Origin of the sequence: Polaromonas eurypsychrophila, assembly GCF_014641715.1 — a bacterium.
Taxonomy (GTDB): Bacteria; Pseudomonadota; Gammaproteobacteria; order Burkholderiales; family Burkholderiaceae_C; genus Polaromonas; species Polaromonas eurypsychrophila.
On record NZ_BMIG01000015.1, the window covers coordinates 1 to 22222 of the forward strand.

At 51.7% G+C, this 22222-nt stretch carries 16 protein-coding genes and 4 pseudogenes; all 20 read right to left on the bottom strand.

What is annotated here, in order from left to right:
* Window positions 1-60: 60 nt before the first annotated feature.
* The 20 genes and pseudogenes from IEX16_RS16660 to IEX16_RS16750 all read right to left on the bottom strand — a co-directional run bounded on the left by IEX16_RS16660 (window position 61) and on the right by IEX16_RS16750 (window position 22074).
* Window positions 61-573 carry a transposase gene (locus IEX16_RS16660; protein WP_188709619.1) on the bottom strand — a complete coding sequence of 171 codons (513 nt, stop codon included), beginning with the start codon at window positions 571-573 and terminating at the stop codon, window positions 61-63.
* Between the two features lie 164 nt (window positions 574-737).
* Window positions 738-2075 (bottom strand): glycosyl hydrolase family 28-related protein, encoded by a 1338-nt coding sequence (locus tag IEX16_RS16665; RefSeq protein ID WP_188709620.1) that lies wholly within the window; start codon window positions 2073-2075, stop codon window positions 738-740.
* Window positions 2076-2270: 195 nt separating this feature from the next.
* Window positions 2271-4091, bottom strand: coding sequence for a sulfate adenylyltransferase subunit CysN (cysN, locus tag IEX16_RS16670; protein ID WP_188709621.1), 1821 nt, complete (start codon window positions 4089-4091; stop codon window positions 2271-2273).
* On the bottom strand, window positions 4091-4987 hold the full coding sequence (cysD, locus tag IEX16_RS16675; RefSeq protein WP_373288371.1) for a sulfate adenylyltransferase subunit CysD: 897 nt from the start codon (window positions 4985-4987) through the stop codon (window positions 4091-4093). Before cysD ends, cysN begins: the two co-directional genes overlap by 1 nt.
* A 142-nt stretch (window positions 4988-5129) precedes the next feature.
* Window positions 5130-5240: pseudogene (locus IEX16_RS16680) on the bottom strand (IS5/IS1182 family transposase); the annotation flags it as partial.
* Window positions 5241-5243: 3 nt separating this feature from the next.
* Window positions 5244-5372, bottom strand: a pseudogene (locus tag IEX16_RS16685) (IS5/IS1182 family transposase); the annotation flags it as partial.
* 146 nt (window positions 5373-5518) lie between these two features.
* The gene (locus IEX16_RS16690) at window positions 5519-7159 is read right to left on the bottom strand and encodes a sulfotransferase family protein (RefSeq protein WP_188709623.1); all 1641 of its coding nucleotides are present in this window, start codon (window positions 7157-7159) and stop codon (window positions 5519-5521) included.
* 5 nt (window positions 7160-7164) lie between these two features.
* Window positions 7165-8109, bottom strand: coding sequence for a KpsF/GutQ family sugar-phosphate isomerase (locus IEX16_RS16695; protein ID WP_229676401.1), 945 nt, complete (start codon window positions 8107-8109; stop codon window positions 7165-7167).
* Between the two features lie 56 nt (window positions 8110-8165).
* Complete coding sequence (locus IEX16_RS16700; RefSeq protein WP_188709624.1) at window positions 8166-8762, bottom strand: hypothetical protein; 597 nt, start codon at window positions 8760-8762, stop codon at window positions 8166-8168.
* A 17-nt stretch (window positions 8763-8779) separates the two neighbouring features.
* Window positions 8780-10069, bottom strand: coding sequence for a 3-deoxy-manno-octulosonate cytidylyltransferase (gene kdsB, locus IEX16_RS16705; protein WP_188709625.1), 1290 nt, complete (start codon window positions 10067-10069; stop codon window positions 8780-8782).
* An 8-nt stretch (window positions 10070-10077) separates the two neighbouring features.
* Window positions 10078-10920 carry a 3-deoxy-8-phosphooctulonate synthase gene (gene kdsA, locus IEX16_RS16710; RefSeq protein WP_188709626.1) on the bottom strand — a complete coding sequence of 281 codons (843 nt, stop codon included), beginning with the start codon at window positions 10918-10920 and terminating at the stop codon, window positions 10078-10080.
* A gap of 264 nt (window positions 10921-11184) precedes the next feature.
* Window positions 11185-12138 carry a class I SAM-dependent methyltransferase gene (locus tag IEX16_RS16715; RefSeq protein WP_188709627.1) on the bottom strand — a complete coding sequence of 318 codons (954 nt, stop codon included), beginning with the start codon at window positions 12136-12138 and terminating at the stop codon, window positions 11185-11187.
* A 118-nt stretch (window positions 12139-12256) separates the two neighbouring features.
* Entirely contained in the window at window positions 12257-12934 is a 678-nt protein-coding gene (locus tag IEX16_RS16720; RefSeq protein WP_188709628.1) for a glycosyltransferase, read from the bottom strand.
* Window positions 12935-13004: 70 nt separating this feature from the next.
* On the bottom strand, window positions 13005-16388 hold the full coding sequence (locus IEX16_RS16725; RefSeq protein ID WP_188709629.1) for a glycosyltransferase family protein: 3384 nt from the start codon (window positions 16386-16388) through the stop codon (window positions 13005-13007).
* Complete coding sequence (locus IEX16_RS16730) at window positions 16385-17911, bottom strand: hypothetical protein (protein ID WP_188709630.1); 1527 nt, start codon at window positions 17909-17911, stop codon at window positions 16385-16387. The genes IEX16_RS16725 and IEX16_RS16730 overlap by 4 nt, the downstream gene beginning before the upstream one ends.
* The gene (locus IEX16_RS16735) at window positions 17908-20169 is read right to left on the bottom strand and encodes a hypothetical protein (RefSeq protein ID WP_188709631.1); all 2262 of its coding nucleotides are present in this window, start codon (window positions 20167-20169) and stop codon (window positions 17908-17910) included. The genes IEX16_RS16730 and IEX16_RS16735 overlap by 4 nt, the downstream gene beginning before the upstream one ends.
* Window positions 20170-20308: 139 nt before the next feature.
* Window positions 20309-20419, bottom strand: a pseudogene (locus tag IEX16_RS16740) (IS5/IS1182 family transposase); the annotation flags it as partial.
* Window positions 20417-20551 (bottom strand): annotated as a pseudogene (locus IEX16_RS20115) (IS5/IS1182 family transposase); the annotation flags it as partial. The pseudogenes IEX16_RS16740 and IEX16_RS20115, both read right to left, overlap by 3 nt.
* Before the next feature lie 182 nt (window positions 20552-20733).
* Window positions 20734-21333, bottom strand: a complete 600-nt coding sequence (locus tag IEX16_RS16745; protein WP_188709632.1) for a hypothetical protein — start codon at window positions 21331-21333, stop codon at window positions 20734-20736.
* A gap of 9 nt (window positions 21334-21342) precedes the next feature.
* Window positions 21343-22074 (bottom strand): coiled-coil domain-containing protein, encoded by a 732-nt coding sequence (locus tag IEX16_RS16750; RefSeq protein WP_188709633.1) that lies wholly within the window; start codon window positions 22072-22074, stop codon window positions 21343-21345.
* Window positions 22075-22222: the final 148 nt, after the last annotated feature.

Sequence of the window (22222 nt, forward strand, 5' to 3'; positions counted from 1 at the left end):
TCTCATCTCCAATTACTGAATTTTCACATCAGCTATGGAGTACGTTTTTCGGGGGCAAGATCACTTTGTCGGCGCAGCTGATCTCTTCGCCCGGATTAAGGCTTGCAATTTTTTTAGGTACGCCACCTCCGCGCGCAGTTGCTCGTTCTCTTCACGCAGTGCCTGCGCCGAATCGGTGATAACGGTGCTTGGCGGCGCCGGGCTGCGTCGTTCTGACTTCATATTGGTGCGCCTTTGATCCCCCTTCGAGAAAGCCTCCACGCCGCCTTCATCGAAATTGCGTCGCCAGACCACCACCTGGTTGGGATTACGGACGTCATAGACCGCCGCCACTTGACGGCTCGAAAGCTGTTCACGGTCCTTATGGGACAGAACCTGCAGTTTGAATTGCGCACTGTACGTGCTGCGTTTAGGAAGCAAACCGTCTACGCCGTGCAGGCGGTAGTGGTTCACCCAGGTACGAATTTTTTCCTCGGGCACTATCCAACGACGCGCCAGCAACTTCGCCCCGCCGTCACCGGCCAAAAAGCTCTTTACGGCTTTGAGCTTGAACTCTGTTTTGTACTTTTCCATGAAACCCTTTGAAGTTTGTCCAACTTCTAGGGGTCAGTTCAATTCCGAGGCGATTCATTGCGGGTGAGGTTGATGTGCCCCGAATCCACTGGATTGTCATGCTGCAAGCTTAAACCCGCACGCCTTAATCAATCCCGTGCTCCCTGCCCATTAAAGGCTGCGGGTCACTCCTCGCAGACCTCGCCCCCGCGTGCCATGACCTTCTCGTTGTTTTCTTCGATGCATTGCTGCAGGTTGCACCGGATGGTTTTTTGCTGGCATTGACCAACCAGGAACTTGTTTTGCCGCAATGTAATACCAGTCGGCAAAAACTCCCCCACCAAGTCCACGACGACGCCTCGGCTCTGTGTGGCTTCGAGGTTGATTTGATTTTGCTCGATCACTATGTCCCGGACCTGCCGGCCAAGCTCTGGTGGATTCGCCCGGTAGAGGCTAATTGCCTTTGCATTTGGTCCCGGCGTGATCTCGTTACCGCCCACAACAATGTCGCGCGCGCCATGTATCAGCTTCAGGACGGTACCTGTCGCAGCCAACCGGTTGCCATGCACATTAATTCCGGCGCCGAACAGATCCAGCGCCTCGTCTACGCGAGAAATGAAGTTGTCGCTGACGACCGATCCCAGACCAACACCGCCGGATGCAAAGTTGATGCCATCCGACTGCTCGCGGCGGGCCGTGAGCGGGATCATGCGCACATCGTCAATGACGTTGTTATGCAGTCGCAGATGCGTAGACGCACGACCGCGCACCCTGCTGTCGTCAATCGAAATCCCCGTGATCTGGAAGGTGGCGATATCTGCCGGGATCTCAAGGAACTGAGTGCAGGACGCGTGGATCAGCGAGCTGGAGAACTCGACATTGTCCGAACTCCGAATTGTCACGATGCCCGGCGCCAAAGAGAAGCCGCGTAGGCGTACCCGTCGTATCGAAACTTTGGCAGCATCGACCACGTCGATGCCGATGACATACCGTCCGTCGGCGTATTCCTTGACTAGGAACAGGTCGCTGATGTTGATGTTCCGCCCCTCCACACGAATACCGACGCCGTTTTCGCTGTACAGGGCAGCATCAGCGCGTCGCGCGACCTGATTGTCAAAGCCACCCAGCCCAGCCGACATCAGCAAGGTGGCCGAGCCGTCAGAAGACAGTGTTGCACCGCTGCCAAGTCGCAAGCGGCGCGTGAACCGGTAGACATGCCCCGACGCCAGCCACACACCCTTACCAGATGCCAAGGCGCCCTGCAGCGCACGGGTGTCGTCAGTCACTCCATCGCCACGAGCTCCGTGCGCTTCTGGGGTTTCGAAGCCTTCTGGTCGGCTCCTCGCCGCGGTGCCGACGTCAGCCGGTTTGACAACCCGTTGTTGGAAGAAGGTCAATGCATCAGCGTTTCCCGCAGCAATATCCGATATCGCAGTGGGGCAAGCGATCGCCGGCTGCGCGTTCGCAGCGGTGTAGATGGCGCAGCCCAGCGCCATTAAGACACCCGTGTAAATTGGTTGCATGCCTATTAATTAGTATCGCACTTCACCCCTCAAGCAGGCCCGCCGTCGAGCCTTCGGTCTGAATGCCACCACATCAGTCTCCAGCCTTGCGTCTACCATCAGACGAACTTTTTCTCTCCAAAGTCGCTAATGTAGATGAAATTGAAAGCGCAAAAGTCGCGCGCATCCTGCAGCCACTAGCATCAAGTCCATGCCTTAGCCCAGTGCAAGCAATAGCTGCTCAACACATTGCTCAGGGGTATGCTGCGCAGCCAACAAATGCACATCCGGGCTTGAGGGTGGCTCATACGGGCTATCAAGACCGGTGAAGTTTTTGAGCTCACCGCGCAGGGCTTTGGCGTACAAGCCTTTGACATCGCGCCTTGCACATTCATCAAAAGGCGCATCTACAAACACCTCAACAAACTCCCCTGCGTCAAACAAATTGCGGGCCATGCGCCGCTCAGACTCAAACGGCGAAATAAAGCTGACCAACACCATCAGCCCGGCATCTACCATCAACCGGGCAACCTCGGCCACGCGACGGATGTTTTCTACCCGGTCGGCCTCGGTAAAGCCCAGGTTGCGGTTCAGGCCGTGGCGCACGTTGTCGCCGTCCAGCACATAGGTATGGCGGCCTTCGGCAAACAGGCGCTTGTCCAACAGATTAGCCAGGGTGGATTTACCGGAACCCGACAAACCGGTAAACCAGATGCAGCGCGGGTTCTGGTGCTTTTGGGCTGCGCGTGTGGCTTTGTTCAGCTCCAGCGCCTGCCAATGAATGTTATTTGCGCGGCGCAGGGCAAACTCGATCATGCCCGCGCCCACCGTTTCAAACGTCAGCTTGTCCACCAAGATGAACCCGCCCAAAGTTTGGTTAACCGCATAGGGCTCAAACACCAGCGGTGCGCTGGTGGACAAGTTGACCATGGCGATCTCGTTCAGGCCCAGTATTTTGGCGGCCAGGTGGGCGCCGCTGTTCACATCTTCGCGGTGCTTGATGGCGGTGATGGTGGCAGTGACTTCTTTGCACGCGTGCTTCATCAGGTATTGGCGCCCTGGTGTCAGGGCGTGCTCGCTCATCCAGAGCAACTTGGCTTCAAACTGGTCGGCTACCTCTGGTGGGGCATCGGCAGCTACGAGCACATCGCCCCGGCTGGCGTCTACCTCGTCAGTCAGCGTAATGGTGACGGCGTCACCCGCGTTGGCTGCCGCTACTTCATCAAAGCCCAACAACACCGCCTTAACGTGGGTTTGCACGCCAGATGGCAGCACCCGCACCGCGTCACCGGGGTGCAGCGTGCCGGCGGCAATGCGGCCACAAAAGCCCCTGAAGTCAAGGTTGGGCCGGTTGACCCACTGCACCGGCATTCTGAATACAAGCTGCGGCTGGGTGCTGCTGGTGTCTACCGTGTTGAGGTGTTGCAGCAGTGTGGGGCCGCTGTACCAGGGCAGGCGCTGGCTGGGAGCCAACACATTGGCGCCCGTCAAGCCAGACAGGGGTATCACCTGCAAGCTGGCAAAGCCCAAGTCGGTAGCAAAAGCACGGTAGTCGGCAACGATGGTGTTAAAGGTTGCCTCGTCAAACGCGACCAGATCCATCTTGTTGACTGCCAGCACCACATGTTTGATACCCATCATGGCCACGATGCGGCTGTGGCGGCGGGTCTGCACCAGCACACCCTTGCGTGCGTCAATCAAAATAACAGCCAGGGTGGCAGTAGATGCGCCCGTGGCCATATTGCGCGTGTACTGCTCATGGCCGGGGGTGTCGGCCACCACAAAGCGGCGCTCGTCGGTGGTAAAAAATCGGTAGGCCACGTCAATGGTGATGCCCTGCTCGCGCTCAGCTTGCAGGCCGTCAACCAGCAGCGCCAGGTCCATCTGGGTGCCCTGCGTGCCATATTGCGCCGAGTCTTTAACCAAGGCAGCCAATTGGTCGTCAAAAATGGCCTTGCTCTCGAACAGCAAGCGACCAATGAGGGTGCTTTTGCCGTCATCCACGCTGCCACAGGTAATAAAGCGTAGCGTATGCATTAGAAGTAGCCCTCTTGTTTCTTCTTCTCCATCGACCCCGGCACGTCTGAATCTATCAAGCGCCCCTCTCGCTCGGAGCCGCGCGCGCCCAGAGTCTCGGCTATCACTTCGTCAAGCGTGGTGGCATCAGACTCGATGGCCGCAGTCAGCGGCCAGCAGCCCAGGGTGCGAAAGCGCACGCGACGCATTTGGGCTGCCTCACCCGGTGCAAACGGGTACCTGTCGTCATCCACCATCAGCCACTGGCCACCGCGCTGCACCACCGGGCGCAGTTCGGCAAAGTACAGCGGTACGATGGGAATATTCTCTGCCTGGATGTATTGCCAAATGTCGGCCTCGGTCCAGTTGCTGATGGGGAACACGCGGATGGACTCATCCGGTGCAATGCGGGTGTTGTACAGGTTCCAAAGTTCGGGGCGCTGGGCTTTGGGGTCCCAACGGTGGCCAGGGGCCCTAAAGGAAAACACCCGCTCTTTGGCGCGGCTCTTTTCTTCATCACGCCGGGCACCGCCAAACACCACGTCAAACCCATTGGCGTCCAGAGCCTGCTTAAGCGCCTGGGTTTTCATCACGTCGGTGTGGTAATTGCTGCCGTGGGTGAAGGGGCCCACGCCTGCGGCCAGGCCATCGGGGTTGGTGTGGGAAATGAGGGTCATGCCGCTTTCAGCCACCATGCGGGCGCGGTGCGCATACATGGCCTTGAACTTCCACCCCGTATCCACATGCAGCAGCGGGAAGGTCGGCGGCGCCGGGTAAAACGCCTTGCGCGCCAAGTGCAGCATCACGGATGAGTCTTTGCCGATGGAGTACATCATGACCGGCTTGCGGGCTGTGGCCACTGCCTCGCGGATTATTTCTATGGACTCTGCCTCAAGGGTGTTTTGCATCTTAAGGATTATGTCCAAAACTCCGTTTGAGGAGCAGACACGACCGAATATTTCTCGCGTGATGAAACATCAGCATCGATTACGGCCGCGCAAGGCTGCGGCAGGTTATTTTTCAGCTCTTTTGCAGCCCTTTGGCTGTGTGCAGACGCACTCATGCCTTGGCCCCCTGCAAAAGCCTGCTTCTGGCCATCAAGATTTTGGACAGCACAAACAGCGTGATGAGCTGCGCGGTGTTTTTGGCAAGGCCGCGGTAGCGCACCTTTGCTACCGGCGCGTGCGGGTTGATCAGCGCCAGCAACTCGGACCACGGCATGACTTGATCCATCTCTTCGAGCAAGATTTGCTTGCGCGTGCGCCGGGTGCTCAGATCAAGGCCAAGGTCTTTTTGTTTCATGTCATCAATGCCAGCAATTTACGTGCCCAGTCGAGCTGATTGGGGGAGAGTTTTGAACATGATCATTAGCGTGTTCGTGTCACTTTTTCTCACCCTGTAATCTTTCAATATCTGCTCACTATTTCGTCAACACTGGCGGGATGGCGTTAAAAGGGGTCATCGTCCAGATTCCCGATCATCACATCTTTGAGCAAGTCCAACTGCGCTTCAGCGCGCAGCAGATCTTCTCGCATGTGGTCGAACAGATGTTGCTGAGCAACAATCTTCTGGTCGCGCATTTGCAGTCCCTGCTGCAGCAAGCCATGCAGGTCGGTTAGATCGCTCACCAACGCAAAAACGTGTTTCTCCTTCGCGGGCTTAGTGGCCCGCGCTTGCCATTGTTTGCGAAGCTTGATTACTTCCGCTGACAATTGGCCTAGCTTGGCCAAAAGTGGATTCACGGCCGCAGAACTATCAGCAACCTCGATATCCAGGTCAAGGTGACAATGAAGATCGAGGCTTAGCCGCTGATTGCCTGGAAGCTTGATATCCACATAGCTTTTACTATCCAGAAACAGCCAAGCATCTATCGCATCGTTCGCCCTATCCGTAAGATCAAACGCTGAATCTGACTGTCCGATCAGCCACTCACGTATATGTTCCCACCGGCCGAGCACAGCGCTCCCTTGCCGCAATACCAACGAATGCACGCGCACGTAAGCAGGTCGATTGACAAATGTCAGGCGGAATTTTTCGACTACGCATCGGCGATCAAAAGAAAGGTGCACCGATTGCCGCCCAGCGCGATACACCCAATTGCTCAAAACCACGTTGGCCAGATCGAACTCTGCCGCCAGCGTATCGGTCCAGCTCAGCCGGCTTTGCATGCGCGGGTAACTAAAACGCTGGCCCAAGTCCACATTGGGGAAACGCTCCTCGATCGCCTGAACATGCTGCAGCACGACACCCCACGGCTGCATGTCACCTTGATACGCAATAAAGCGCTGCCGTAAAACATCGATCTCATTAGCATTGGGAACACGTAACGCCTCATAGAGCGTATGCGCCATCTCAGCCAACGTGCCACAACGTTGAAACTCACCCACATCAAGTTGGGAACGATTTAGTCCCGGGCTGATGAAATCAGCCCCCCGCGCCGCCAAACCAGGCGCTTCGAGCGGCAGCCCAAGGCCTAGTTCCTCATCGACTCGCTTAAGCACCCCTTGCCAATCGGCAAGCAGATCAGAATAGGCCACGATGGTACGAGTGACGTTACGGCTATGGAGTTCGGCATGCAAGCCATAATCCAGATACAGCAGCAGCGACTTGAGCGAGGGGAAACCCTTCATCAGTTTTTCCGACTGCGCCACCGTACCCGGTTCCCGCACGCAAATTACCACCACAGGCTGAACGCCGAATTCCATCAAAACATCGAGCCACAGTGGCAAGGTCTTGCTCAGACGGGGATCCTTGATAACCCGCAGACCCTCCGCAACAAACAGCGACGAAAACAACGCAGCAATATCACTACGCAGCGGTTGCATCTCGGGCGGACGTTGCCAATCTACTGGCAGGGCTTGCATGTCATCCCAGGATGAACCCGCGGCTTGCAAAATGGCATTATTGAGATCGACAACCGCCCTGCTCTCGAAAAACCCCTTCGGATTCGAGTCGTTCGCGGGTAGCAAATCTTTACCGGCAATGGCCCCAAACTGACAAAGCAAGCCAGTGAGCGCCGACGTGCCCGAGCGATGCATGCCCAGGACGAAAATACATTTAGCCGACACGCTCATGCTGGAAGGGGTCAATCCCTTTACTCCGCGACATCAAAAATCTGCAGCACCCCCACCGGCTGTTCCTTTGCATTGACGACAACCAGCAACCGCTTAGTGAGCGCCTTCATCTTCTTTTCCGCCTCAGCCAGATTTTCACTTTCCAAAATAACATACGGGTGTTCGGTCATAAAGTCGCTGGCGTTGAGTTTGAGAGGATCGGGCGCATCCTCAAACGCCTTGCGCAGATCGCCATCGGTAATGATACCCACCATTCGACCTGCGTCCATCACCAGTACCACGCCCAGTTTGCCTCGGGTAATGACCCCAACCACCTCGCGCATGGGTGCACTCGGCGCACAGATCGGCAGGTTATCCTTGTGCATCAGATCCGCAACCTTCGTAAGCAAGCGGCGGCCCAAACTACCGCCTGGGTGGAACCGTGCAAAGTCCTCGGGCTGAAAGTCCTTCAGCGTAGATAACACCACGGCCAAGGCATCACCCATCACCAAGGTCGCGGTCGTCGAACTGGTGGGCGCCAGATTGTTGTTACAGGCTTCTCGGGAAACTGAGACATCCAATACGGCATCCGCATTTCTAGCCAGTGTCGAATGCATGCGTCCGGTCATGGCGATGATCTTGTTGCCCTGGTGTTTCGTGAACGGCAGGAGGCGAATAAGCTCTTCCGTTTCGCCACTGTACGAAATCATCAACGCCACGTCATCGGCATGGATCATGCCAAGGTCCCCATGAAAGGCCTCGGCCGGATGAACGAAAAACGAAGTAGTCCCGGTCGATGCCAGGGTAGCTGCAATCTTGCGACCGATGATTCCGGACTTGCCCATGCCCACAACGACAAGACGACCGCGCGAAGACATCACCATTTGGATAGCGCAAGTAAAGTTTTCGTCGATCCTGTCACGCATCTTTTTCAATGCATCGATTTCGACAGCGATAACGTCTCGCGACAATTCAATTGAGTTCACTGGCCACCTGAATGCAAGTAAATAATATTAAAGGAAAGCATCGATAGGGCAGTGAATTATATTTTTATGTTAGCAATTGACAAATACCTACCTTTATCGATACCAACCGATACTCTTAAATCATCCAACTGCTGGGTACTCATATCAAATCCAAGAAAACTAGTAAATTCTTTTAAAAATTCTTCTATTGAATTAAGTTGCTCAAATGAAACGATATAGGTTGGATTAGATAATTTTACCTTTTTGTAAAAATTAATTAGCTTCAATTGACTATGCGTAGCATTAAGTAATGCTGCATCCAATTCAACACCAATTGATTTGACATTTCTTCTGCTTATTGATAAAACATCGCGAATAACAAAAATATAGAGCCAATCGTTGGTTATTTTGCTTAGAAGTTTTTGACCATGAAGACCAAAAAGCTTAGGATCCTTGTAAGCAACTAAGTCATGCTTTTCGCACCGGCGGTAAAGCTCAGTCCGGACGCTATCGATTTCACCAGAAGCTAACAGTCTTCTTAAATAAAAATCCTCTAGGCTTGCATGCGATACTTCCTCACCTAAAAAGTACCCTATATTTTTAATAATAGATGCTACTGCCGTAGTGCCACTCCTACCCAATCCAGTTATTAATATTTTAGAATATTTTGCCATAGAGATACTTAAATAATTCATTGCCCCATATTGGCCATCAAGGTGTTGTAGCCTCGTGCAGTTTTGATAAACGTTTCTTTTCCACTACCAATTAAAATTTTATCTGCTAACTCCCGAAAAGCCCTGAATCCACCACCCAAAGTCAAGCTTCTGCCAGCCGCACGCTTCACATAATCCGGCGCATCGTTAACCGCAAACGAAAGCCCACACACCTCAAAGGCCGGCAAATCGATACTGTCATCGCCAATACAGGCGGTTTCCTCGGCTGTGACGCCTGCCTGCGCCATCAGCGCTATACAGGCCGCGGCTTTATCCTTCACGCCAAACATCGTGAATGAAGCCCGGAGATCATCCATGCGCTTGCGCAGCGTGGGCGAGTCGCGCCCGGAGACCACGGCAACGCGGATACCGCTTTCCTCCAGCATGCGGATACCCATGCCATCACGCACATGAAATCGCTTAAGGCATTCGCCAGTGGCGTCGTAGTAGATGCCGCCATCCGTCAACACGCCATCCACATCGGTAATCACCAACTTGATCTGCGCCAGTGTGGAAGAAAGCGGCTCCGGTTTGCCTGAAAGAATGGCCCGAACACGCTCAAGACACTCCGGAGTGTCAACGCCCGGTCCCGTCGGCGCGACCTTGAAGACACGGATACGGTAGCCGGCCGCCAATAAGCGCAGTTGTTCGAGTTTCTCGGCTTCTTCCAGCATGGGCTGCGGCAGGGCGGAAAAATTCTCCAACACGCGGCGTCGGTAAGCATAGACGCCGACATGCTTGAGGTAGGTGGCCCGGGTTGCATCGCGCGGATAGGGGATGGGGCTACGACTGAAATAGATGGCATTGCTATTGTTGGCCAACACCACTTTGACACTGTTGGGATTGCTTGCCTCGTTCGCTGGCAGGGGATGGCAAAGTGTGCCGACATCGATACTCGGGTCTGCTTGCATGCCGGCTACGAGAAGTGCGACGTCTTCAGGCCGTACCAAGGGCTCATCGCCCTGCAAATTTACATATATATCGGCTTCGATGGTGGACATGACCTCAACCAGGCGATCCGTACCCGAGGGGTGATCGGGCGAAGTCATCATGCACTGAGCACCGAATGCCTCTACAACCTGTGTCACGCGGGCATCATCGGTAGCCACAAGCACCACATCAATTCCGGCCACCTCACGGGCACGCTCGACCACATGCTGGATCATCGGCTTACCGAGAATATCCACTAACGGCTTGCCAGGCAGCCGGGTCGAAGCAAAACGGGCGGGAATAACGATGGCGCAACGTGCGCTCTTTGGTCTTGTCATCGTTGGCATCAATTGATGACCAAGGGCTGAAAAGACTTCACCAGATCATCCAGTTGTTTGATCTGGGTAAGAAAGGGCTCCAACTTGTCCAAAGGCAAGGCGCTGGGACCATCACATTTCGCCCGGCTAGGATCAGGGTGCGATTCAAGGAAAAGACCGGCCAAACCCACCGCCATGCCCGCGCGCGCCAGGTCCACCACCTGCTGGCGTCGTCCGCCCGAGGCAGCGCCCATCGGGTCACGCTGCTGCAGGGAGTGAGTGACATCAAAAATCAGCGGTAAATCGCCGCAGGTCCTTTTCATAATACCAAAACCCAACATGTCTACCACCAGATTGTCGTAGCCAAAAGACGTGCCCCGGTCGCAAATCAGGATTTGCTCGTTACCCGCTTCGCGGAACTTTTCAACGATATTCACTACTTGCGACGGGCTGAGGAACTGGGGTTTTTTGATATTGACCACTCGCCCTGTCTTGGCCAAGGCCACCACAAGATCGGTTTGTCGCGCCAGGAAGGCGGGCAACTGCAACACATCCGCCACCTCGGCCACCTGTTGCGCCTGGCTGGGTTCGTGGACGTCAGTCAAAATGGGCATGCCGAATTCGGCCTTGAGCGCTTGAAACATGCGCAAGCCCTCTTCCAGACCAGGCCCGCGATAGGAATGGATGGAGGAACGATTCGCCTTGTCGAAACTAGCCTTGAATACATAAGGAATGCTCAGCTTCTGCGTAACGCGCACATATTCCGCACACGCCCGCTTAGCGAGATCCAACGACTCAAGTACGTTTATACCGCCAAAAAGGACAAAGCCAGAGCGATTATCGACATGAATGGTATTTACAATAGTTGTCATTAGCTGATCCTTTTTGCGGCGGTACTACGATTTCCCAATAAATCAATATTTTAGATTATAAATTAGGCACTTTCGTTCGAAGGAATTCTTAATGACGCCTAAGTTTCACCGAGCCACTCTGAATTGATAACTTACAAATCAAAACAAATTCACTCAAATTTCTATTCTTGCGTTTGATCAAGTCAATTAAATTCAGGGTGAATCAAAGTCAAGTGAGCTAAATTTCATTTATGTGCATGCGGAATAGATCACAATATCTACCGGTCATTTAGATGCCAGCAACTCAATGCGTGGACCATTTCGTTCATCCTTCAGACTGATAATTTTGACATGAGTGAAACCAACATCAGATAGCGCCTTCATCAAACTGTCTTGCGTAAGCCAGTAGGCGTAATTAGTGATACCAGAATACGGTGACACATCAACTTTCGGTTCTTTATATTCAAGGACCCGATAGGATATGCCATCAACTGTGACATCCTTATTCGCACGCTCTTCACTTGCAATTTGTGTGTGTAGGTAAAGGTGTTTAGCACAGATGTTTGCGCATTGCCTAAGGTGCGAAAGCGGATGAGACAAGTGATACAGCACTCCACGATGATGTATCAAGTCGAACGGGCTCGTTCGTCCGAGCTTTGCAAATGCATCAACCAGATTATTTGTTTCCAAGTCGACTAAATTGACATTGACATTGCGTTCGCAATTACTAAGCCAAGTACGCACAAGAGTCTTGATAACATTCTCAATCCGTCCGTCGATCGCCCAAACATCATTTGAATGAAGCGCTAGGCTTGCAGTGTGATGTCCTTCATAACACCCAACCTCAAGAATAGACAAGTTCTTAAGTGGAATAATCTTATTTAAATTCTCTACAGTTGGGTCGGGAAACGGTTGCGCCCCCGCCCTTTTTCTCGAAGACCACGGAGTGCCTATGCTGTGTACAGCATCAGCATAAAAATAACTACTCCATGGCAACATTACATCCAGTTTTGAAAATGAACTCTCATCAAAGCACGCCACACGTCCATAATTACTATTTCCACTAAAAGCTTTTTTGTCGGGATCTATATCGCAGGACACATTCTCAGCTTTATCAATTTCTTCAGAAAGCGCTATTCCAATCTTGTCAAATTGAATATCCCCCATATTTATATGATGCAATTTATTAAAAATACGGGCTAATACATCACCGGAAATTTTTCTCTTAAAGGCGCTCATAATATAGTCTCAAAAAATAATACCACAGAATTATCTTCAAACAGCAGATTTGACTGCGATCGCACCGCCACTACGTGCTGTTGTTGTACGCATTCCGCGAAGAATTTCATAATTAACTTTATACCTGCTGTTGACAGCGAAGCATATCATCTCGCTCGAGAAACCATTCCGGAGCATATTCAACATTGTAAAACTCTTTGAAATACGGCCCACCTAACGTGTAATGCACAAAAGAGACATGATCTACTTTGGTGTCGCAATCTATAAGGTAATTCCAATCGAGTGGAATATTCCCGATGCGCTCATCCCCCTCCAACCACTTAAACTGATGCAACTCTAGCCCGCTTGCTGAATTGACATAGTCAGGCGTCAAGGCCCGACACTTTGAATTATTAAACAGCATACAACTAGACCAATTTTTCTTTTCGTATTTAGTTTGTACCGTGTTCAAGAACTTTTTTTTCTCACCTGGGTTGTGTTGATGCTTCGTACACATTACTGCGTAGCGATCATCTTTCAAATCCCACAGCTTGGACACATCATCAAGTGCAAGGATATCATTGTCAATAAACAAAGACCAACCTTCATAATTTGACAGATACGGCACCAGAAATCTGGAAAATGAAAACTCAGTAGACGCCAATGGATGGCGTTCACGGTTATATATCCCTTTTAACTGAGACAATATTATGGGAATAACCGCCACAGGTTTGGACGCCCGCATATGAATACTGTGTTGCAAAACATTGTAAAGTACAGGCAAGTGTGAATCGTAACCAACAAAAATACGTATCATTTAGCAACCTCCAAAAAGTTCAAATATTTCACATAGTATATAAACAAGCATTACTCAAGAATGCTATCGATCAAACTGCCGCTTTTTCAGGGCTGCAGTCTTGCAGCAATTGGTGTGCTTGATTGAATAATTTCAGTATTTCCTGCCGATAACCACTAACAGAATAATTTTGCTTTAATTTATTTTGGGCATTTGCAGCCATGAGATAACGAATCGATGGATTTTTTATCAAGTCGTCTAAAACATCAAACCATTCGGTTTCGGAACCCGCCAAACCGCCACAATTGTCAGCGCAGACGACGTCATACACCGTACCGCGTGTTGCGACGACGGCCGCACCTATCGAAGTATAGTCAAACCATTTGATTGGGGTTTTCATTAAGTTGAAGTGCACCTTATCCAATGGGCAAAGGCCAATATCCCACTCACAGGCAGAAAATCTTGCCAAAAACTGTTCATAGTTTATTGAGGGATGAATATGCTTAACTCGATCACCGAATTCCTTCAATCTATCGGGTATTGGCATGCCCCCAAAAAACTCGAAAATAATTTGTGTATGTTTGCGCAATAAGAGAACTAAGGCGCCGACAATGGTTGAAAAATCATCCACATGATCAGCGCCACCCATATATCCAATCTTTCGGACAAGCCCAGCACGTACTCCAGCTTGAACATTCAAAGCACAGGTAATCTGCGTTGTTGTGACAGGTGCACTGTGTCCTATCGCCCTCATCTGATTCATTAATGCCTTGGTTGAGCAAACGACTAATGTACTAGTTTCAAGTAAACGTCGTACTACCGACAATCGTTCAGGTTGATTGTGAAACTTTTGCTTTTCAAGACCAGCGCTGACTGGCACATTGAGCAAGTCGTCATCAAGGTGATAAATTATTGGAATACGCCGGGCTCTTGCTAATCTAACTAGCAATTCTGAATGAGGGCCAGAATATCGAACTAAAACCAAAATGCTAGGAGAGAAGCTATTAAAACGCTCAATTATCCAGAGTTCAGCACTGGAGAAATCAGACATTCCGATCTTGTTGATTGCACCCGATTTCTTCCTTTCCACACTATATATCTGATTCTCTGATATAAAGTCAACCGAAAATACGCCGTCATCGATAAGATCCCTAAGGGGATTAGTAAAATAGATCTCCATTGTTGGTAAAAATGATTTGGCAACAAACAAAATTCTTTCCTGCAAACTACTAGTAGTAAATGAATTATTAATTAATGCAGTTTCATTCGCGTGATATTGAATCGCACTCTGAATCATTGATAGTACTTGATTTCGCATTCTGCTCTGCGAGTAATCTCGTCGCAGTTTCTCCTGCGCTTTTACGACCATCATCAAACTCACGTCAGCGTTGCATGTAAGGTATTCTAGGGCGTCGTGCCAATCTTGTTCCGTATTGGCCAAAACCCCGCAACCTTCAGCGCAACACTCATCGTAAACTGTCCCTCCGCTTGCTATCACAGGAATACCTGCCGATGAATACTCAATCCATTTCACATTGCTTTTAAGAAAATTAAACGGAATTTTGGTTAAAGGGCATATTCCGATATCCCACTCCAAACACGGAAGCAATGACAGAAATTCATCGTAATCAGATACTTTTTCAACTTTGGAGATGCGATCACCAAATTCAAGCAATCCACTGGGAATTGGGATGGTGCCAAAGAGCTCAAAGGAGACGCAAGTATTTTTTCTTAGATATTTGATCAAGGGACCAAGAATCATTTCTAAGTCTTCTTCATGGCCTATGCCCATATACCCAATCTTTTTAACTCTACCTATTCGTGGACTATTCATCCTGTAGTGAGAGCTTATGATTTCACCTGCCAATACTCGGGGTTTTGCACACAGTTTTTCAAGGCGGTGTTTCAAAGTATTTGTAGACGCATAAACCAGATCACTATGATTTAGCAAATGCTGAAGTGATGCCAATCGTCTCGGTTCATTGTATCTGGCCCATTTATCGATACCAATATTTTTAGGCACACTCAGAAGATCATCATCTAAGTATAGTATTGTTGGAATATTATTTCTGTAAAAGTAATCCAACATAAGTTTTGCATGCGGACCGGACCACCGACAAAAAATAGCCAGAGTTGGTTTGAATCTTTTTATGCGATCCAGGAGCCATTCGCTTCCTTCAAAAAATAAAGCTCGCTCTGCCTTTAATTGTGCATTTAATTCAACTTCTTCGATTATTTCGACGATAGCATTTCCACTTGCCACAGCATATGCCAATGGTTTGATAAAACCAAACTGAATCGTTGCACCTACGTTGGGTGTAATTAACATAATGCGTTGGCAATTTACTCGACTCATTACAGCTTTATATTCATGCCTAGCTGATGCTAGAAGTAAAGCCGAAAACTCCTGCAAAACACTTGTTTGATTGGTTATCAGCTTCAGTTTTCTTAAAAAAGTCTGCTGCTTTTCCAGATATTGTTCTCGATTTTCAATGACGTCTTTTGCAAATATCAACCACTCGTTGAGTGTTGAAATACGAGTTAGTCCTTCATAGTTGCTGAGATCCATCACACTGTCTTCATCCTGCCACACCGCTGTAGGAATACCGGCTAGCACCATGTCAATCAAAATCGAAGAAGGCGCAGAAATGCCGTAGGCAAACTGCTTCAAGTCGACCTTATAGATTGGGCTGTTTTCGAGAGCCACATTCGGTAGCAGCGGCACATCGTTCTTGATGACATATTGCCCGCCGGGGTGTGGGCGCAAGGTGACCCGTCGACCTTCTAAAGCTAATTTGGCACAAAATTTTTCGAAAATGTCGAGAAATTCCGATTTGAAGTCTCCAGCCACATTTAGTCGGGGAGAATGCATGTTTTCACACACTAGGCCTGGGTGTGCCAATGCGCCTTGTACTAAGCCAACACTACTGTTTTTCTTGATCAGGGAAGGAAGTAGTGCAGTTGACCCGGTAACGCGGAGCTTGTGTCGCTGAGAAGTCGCCACTGCGGTAAGTTGTTCCGGGGCACACCAGCCACAAATAATATCTGCGGCGAAAGTAATGTTGCTGCCGTGCGCCAAGTTCTGGTCCCGGCTTTGCAAAAAACCGACGCACTCGAAGCCGTGCTGCAGCGTGATTTTGACGTACTGGCTAGGAGCAACACGAAAGAGATCATGGGTCGGTTTGTGGGCATCGAGATGTGATTCACTGGCGGCGACCAGTACGCCATGGCCGTCTTGTAAAACTTGCAGTGCTTGAAATTCGTTCTCGAAATAGTGGATAGGAGATATCGTCTCGTTCGCTATCTCGTCCAGCTCTTGTTGCCAAAGCCCTGTCCCGTCTCGTTTGCGGAAGGCGGTTGTGACCAAGAAGCAGGTGTTGAGATTGAGTTCGTGAGCAGCCAGATAGGCAAGCGGCCGAAGAATGTTGATATCCTGCAGCAGATTGACAATGAAAATAACTTGTCTGGCGCTCATTGCACAACCTCAAAAGCCGATTTCATGGGGAGTGCCCACGGTAATCGTTTGGATTGCTCGGACATGACCGAACCGAGGCCGGGGAAAATGCGGTACAGAATCTCGATCACGTAGCCCATGATGACAGGGTAAGCGGCTGCATTGGTTGCAGGCGATTCCAACTGAATGAGCGAATGCCCCGGAGTTGCGATATCAGGGAAAACCGTTGATACATCGATAACCAAATAGTCTGTACTCAGAACCTTCGTTGGCGGGTCGAGCTTGGGGATAAGCCGCGTATCGATCAAACTGCTTTTCTTTTTGTTCACCAAAACCATTAGCCCGCCATGTTGGTTATATCGAAAACGAACATCGAAATTGAGGTCAAGCTTGCATAGTGGACTCGCAACCGAAAGCACGTTTTGTTTCTGCGCAAACTTGTGGGTATCGCCGAGGGTTTCTTGTCCATGAATTACCGCAAAGCTGGCGTTGGATTGTCCTGGCAGTCGTTGCGGTGACTGCATGCCAGAGAGAAAATCCATTAGCTTCTTGGTCTCGGTCTCGATGTCCGCCAATGGATGGGTACGCTCGCAGAACGGGCGAACCGTGGCTGGTCGCATGAGCAATTCGCCCTGTTTGAGATCCGCCGTCAGTTGGCGCGGGCAACGATAAATAAACTGCTCAAGCGGTTGATAGAGGGGGTAGCCTGATGAAAGCACCTGTGTGCCGGCGGTCAGTGCGGTGAGGGCACGATTGAGGGACTTGACCCGGCTGAAGCTTTGCGCGTTGACCGGCAGAAAACTGACCAGGCTGCGCGCAAGTAAGGCGGCTTCTCGTTCCACTGTCCATTCCTCAATCGCAAAGGCGGTGGCAAGTTTGCGCAGCGGCGCCAGGTTGTCAGCGGTCATGGACCGCTGATTGGTCAGGATAGAGAGATGGATATCGAAACCATGGCCACGCAGGCGATCAATATCGCTACCGTAGGCGGCCAGGTCGGCTAGGCCAACGGGAAAGTTTGGATTATCGCCCATACCAAACCAGGCGACGTCGATACGACGCAGTTGCTGGGCCCTATCCAGCTTGAGTACGAGGGTTTTTGCAAGTGTTTCGGCATCGAACGGCTCGGCCGTATCGTTCATGACATGGGTAGGCAAGGCCGGGCCATAAGCACTGGCAACATCCTGCATGCCGGGCGTAGAGCAAAGGATGAAGGAACAATGCGGTAACAAGGTACGCAGCCAGTAACGCAGTCGAACAAAGCGGCTATCGGTCAGTTGGCTGAAATTGTCGTCGAATAGATCGACGCCTACATATGCACCAAGGCTGTGAAGCCGTTGCGCGGCCAGTATGGCTCTCGCGTCATAACACTTGCTGATTAGATAGATGGCATGCGTTGGCTTGGACGTTGATGCCAGACCTTGAATCGGGATAAAGTCGAGATCATGCCCCAGCAATTGCAATGCAGGTTTAATGCGCTCATACCGAATGCGGACACCGGCCTGGGTCTTTTGTTCCTCGGTTGGGATGATGATGCCAAGCCTCATGATGGTAGTACCTCGATGCATACTGCGTTAGAGCTGACAGTCAGATTTGTGGCAGGTTTCCAGCCAGCGTAGGATGAATTTAGGTTTGCTGCGACGGCATGCATTTCAACAGTCACGTGGGGAACAAGTAAGTGAAGTCTGTTGTTGGCGGCCAGCTTGGCAAAATACTCATGCACTGCATTTTCATCTTCCGCTTCAATGCCCGCAAAACCGCCGGACTTTTTCCAGTCTTTCGACTTGACCATGAAGAGTGCATCACCATGACTGGCAACGGGTAACGTGGTCCTGGGCATTGCTACTGCAAGGTTTTCATTGCGCCATTCGATTTCGGTCTTACTCTGGCAAAGTACCGGAAAGAAGCCGCCAGCACAAATCACAGTTTCTGGTTTGGATTTTATTTCTACATTTCCGATTAGCAGCGCGCTGGTCGTTACCGTTTTGGGGGTGGCCAAGACCTGCGCGAGCGTTGCCAGGGTTCGGGGGTCGTGTAACACCAACGGTTGATTAATAAAAAGCATATATGCATCGTCCGGTTGCTGCTTTATCGCAGCGGTTGCACGTTGCACGCGCTGTTTGTAAAGGTCGCCCTCGCGGGCAGGCAACAACAGATACCGTCCCGCATAATTGCGCTTCAGGCGTGCATCAAACGCCTTTTGATCGCCGGAAGACGGAAGAATAACTACGATCTGACCAAAGGTGACGCCGCGCTGGAGCGAAAGAGACTCTAAAAACGCAGAGAATATTCCCATCGGTAAATCGGCTGCTGTGACAATCACGTTGACTACACAGGTTGGTGTCATAGGTTTGATCGACGGCCAGGCAAAATCTGGCGCGATAGGCATGATGAGTTGCATTGAATTAGCTGCCACAGTTTCACCAATCAAAATGGCACTTACGCCCGCAGGGGTTTCAGAAACGTCTTTGGAGACATTGTCCTTGCCGACCAGCACTCTGGGCACACGCACCGCACCATCCAGCGCAATAGCCCGTACTTGATTCGGCGCTATTTCGGGCCACCTCAGCCGCCACCGTTGTATCAAGGGACCCTCTTGTACAAGAATGAACTGGCTGACGCCGCAAGTCTGTTCGAGTGTTCCCAAGGTTCGGCTTATTGTTAACGCACGCAAAGAAGGAATGGCACGGGGGGGGCAAAGCAGCGCGTTGCCCTCACGTTCGCGAGCTGACTGATTGCTGAACTTTTCAGCTGCGCGCATGAATGGTGGCGTGTCGAAGACTTCTTGCCAGTATTCCGCCATCGACTGAGAGATCTCAGGGGGATTCCAGGGCTTGATGCGTAGCGAGAAGATGCTCCACAACCATTCCTTGAAGTCGATTGACAGGATGGCCTCTGTGCCAATTGCTTCGCGGATGTCTACCTGCAACTGCCCGAGCGCCCAGCCATGCTGCAGGGCACGCAGATGCTCAAGCAAGAGTTCCTGGGCAAGCGATGTCGGATCATTGGCATGATTACCGACATAACACTCATGTTCGTGAATGCCTCCCCGCAATAACGATGGATAGGGAATCAGGGCAGCATCTGACAAATACCCTTCAGGCGCTGCGAGTGTGAGCAACACAGGTAGATAGGGATTTGCTAGAGCCAAGTCGGTGAGTTGCCAGGCATCACCTTGCAAAATGCACTCTCCGACCAGAACCAACCCGCATCCTACGCCGGCGTCGTACTGGTATGCACGGAATACCCTGGGTAAGTTGAACGGGGACTCCTTTTCAACAGCAGCTCGCAGATCCCGCGAGTTGGCATACCAGATGGGCGCAAGCCGAATATCTTGGGTGCCGAATGCGTGGACAAATGCCGAGGGTTTGTGCGCGGGTACTGGTGGCCGTGTTAGCTCTTCGCCAGTAATCAAGCGCAGGCCATGCAAATCCTGAATTTGCGCGATCTGTTCATACAGATGGGCACATTCAGCGATTCGTGGCGGCATCGCGTTGTTTCCCTTCTGGGGATATCCAAGCACCATGCCGCCGAGGACGATGCGGGGGGAATTGGAGTCATTCTGAAGGTCTTCATGCGATACCCAATTGGCCGACAAGTCGTGTTGGGGTAAGGATGATCGACCTTCTGTAGCGCTCTTGAGCAGCCTCTTTTGCGCCAACTCCAGATTGAATTGAATCATGCGTGCAAGCGTTGGCCGCTCTTGCAACGCACCCCTGTATAGCTCAGTCGCCTTATCGTAGTTGCCTGATCGAAGTTGCTGGTTGGCCTGATTGAGGAGTGAAGACGTATGGCTAAGGGTCATTTCCAAAACTCAGTTTGAGAAGCAGACATCGCCGAATATTTCTTGCGTGATGAAACATCAGCATCGATTACGGCCGTGCAAGGCAGTGACAGGTTATTTTGCGGCTCTTTTGCAGCCCTTTGGCTGTGTGCAGACGCACTCATGCTTTGGCCCTCCGCAAAAGCCTGCTTCTGGCCATCCAGATGTTGGACAGCACAAACAGCTTGATGAGCTGCGCGGTGTTTTTGGCAAGGCCGCTGTAGCGCACCTTTGCTACCGGCGCGTGCGGGGTGATCGGTGCCAGCAACTCGGACCAGGGCAGGACTTGATCCATCTCTTCGAGCAAGTTTTGCTTGCGCGTGCGCCGGGTGCTCAGACCAAGGCCAAGGTCTTTTTGTTTCATGCCATCAATGCCCGCAATTTACGTGCCCCAGTCGAGCTGATTGGGGAAGAGTTTTGAACACGATCCCTAGCGGATGCCAACTTTGATTTTTTGGGGCGTCGTTGCTTGACAGAATTCATGGCGAACAGATCATTAATTGAGTAAGAAGGCGGTGGCGAAGGTCAACGCGGTTGATGAGCTTCTTAGGGTGTGACGTCGGGCAGGTTCAGGCGGGCACTAAACGGATTGGATCCATCGCGAATGCTAGTAGTTTGCGGAATGGGTGCAGACAGCCCCAGTTGGCTGAGCTGTTGGCTCACGCGGGCCTGGCAAAGCAAGCGCACGTCGCTTTGCGGCGCGCCCACTTTCAGGGATGCCTGAAAATGTTGCAAAGCGCACTGCTCTTGCCCACTGACCGCTGCTGCACGGCCCAGGGTGTTGTGGACGCCCGCTATCAGAATCTGAGTCACCTGCTTTTTGCTGCAACCCCAGTCAAGGGCAAGTCGGGTGTACTGCCTGGCTTCTTCGGTGCTGCCAGTAGCGCTGTGGCCGGCAGCGGCCAACAGAGCCAGTTTGGCGCGATCAGGGTGATGCCGCAATGTATCGCGGTCCAGCGCTGCCAAGCTGGCCCAATCGCCAAACTGCCATTGGGTTCGGCTACGCTCCAACAGGTTTTCGTCGTAGGGGACGATGGACGAAGTGCTGCGGTAGGGCACGTCTTCAACCGCATGATGGTTATTGGCACTATCTGTTGCGGGTGCAGTCAACACCCGTATCAACCATTGGCGGAATGTGTTCAGCATGATTGAACCTTACAAATTTGGCTCACGTAGGAGCAGGTCTTTAATTAGATCAATTTGAGCCTCAGCTCTGACCAGCTCTTCGTGCAGGAGTTGCTGACGGGCTTGCAGCTCGGCATTGTCAGCTTGCAGCTCAGCGTTGCGCTGCTGGAGGTCGGTTTTTGCTAATACCTCGGCGTCTCGCTGTGTGAGGGCTGCGGCTTTAGCGCTGGCTTCTGCATCGCGAGCGACCAGAGCATCTGTCTTGGCCTTTGACTCAGCATCGCGGGCTGCAATCAAATTTGCTTTTTCTTTGCTGAGGGCGTCGCGGGCTGCGGCTAGTTCGCCCTTTTCTTTGGCCAGGGCGTCTCGCTGCGCCAAAGCTTCAGTTTTTGCTTTCGCTTCGGCATCACGAGTGGCCAGGGCTGCGGCTGCGGCTTTGGCTTTGGCTTCAGCGTCGCGGGCGGCGGCTAGTTCAGCCTTTTCTTTGGCCAACGCGTCGCGCTGCGCCAAGGCTTCGGCTTTTGCTTTCGCTTCGGCATCACGACTGGCCAGGGCTGCGGCTTTGGCTTGCGCTTCAGCGTCGCGGGCAGCGGCTAGTTCGCCCTTTTCTTTGGCCAGGGCGTCTCGCTGCGCCAAAGCTTCAGTTTTTGCTTTCGCTTCGGCATCGCGGGCTGCAAGGGCTGCGGCTTTGGCTTTGGCTTCTGCGTCGCGGGCGGCGACTAGTTCGCCCTTTTCTTTGGCCAAGGCATCGCGCTGCGCCAAAGCTTCAGTTTTTGCATTCGCTTCGGCATCACGAGTGGCCAGGGCTGCGGCTTTGGCTTTGGCTTCAGCGTCGCGGGCGGCGGCTAGTTCAGCCTTTTCTTTGGCCAACGCGTCGCGCTGCGCCAAGGCTTCGGCTTTTGCTTTCGCT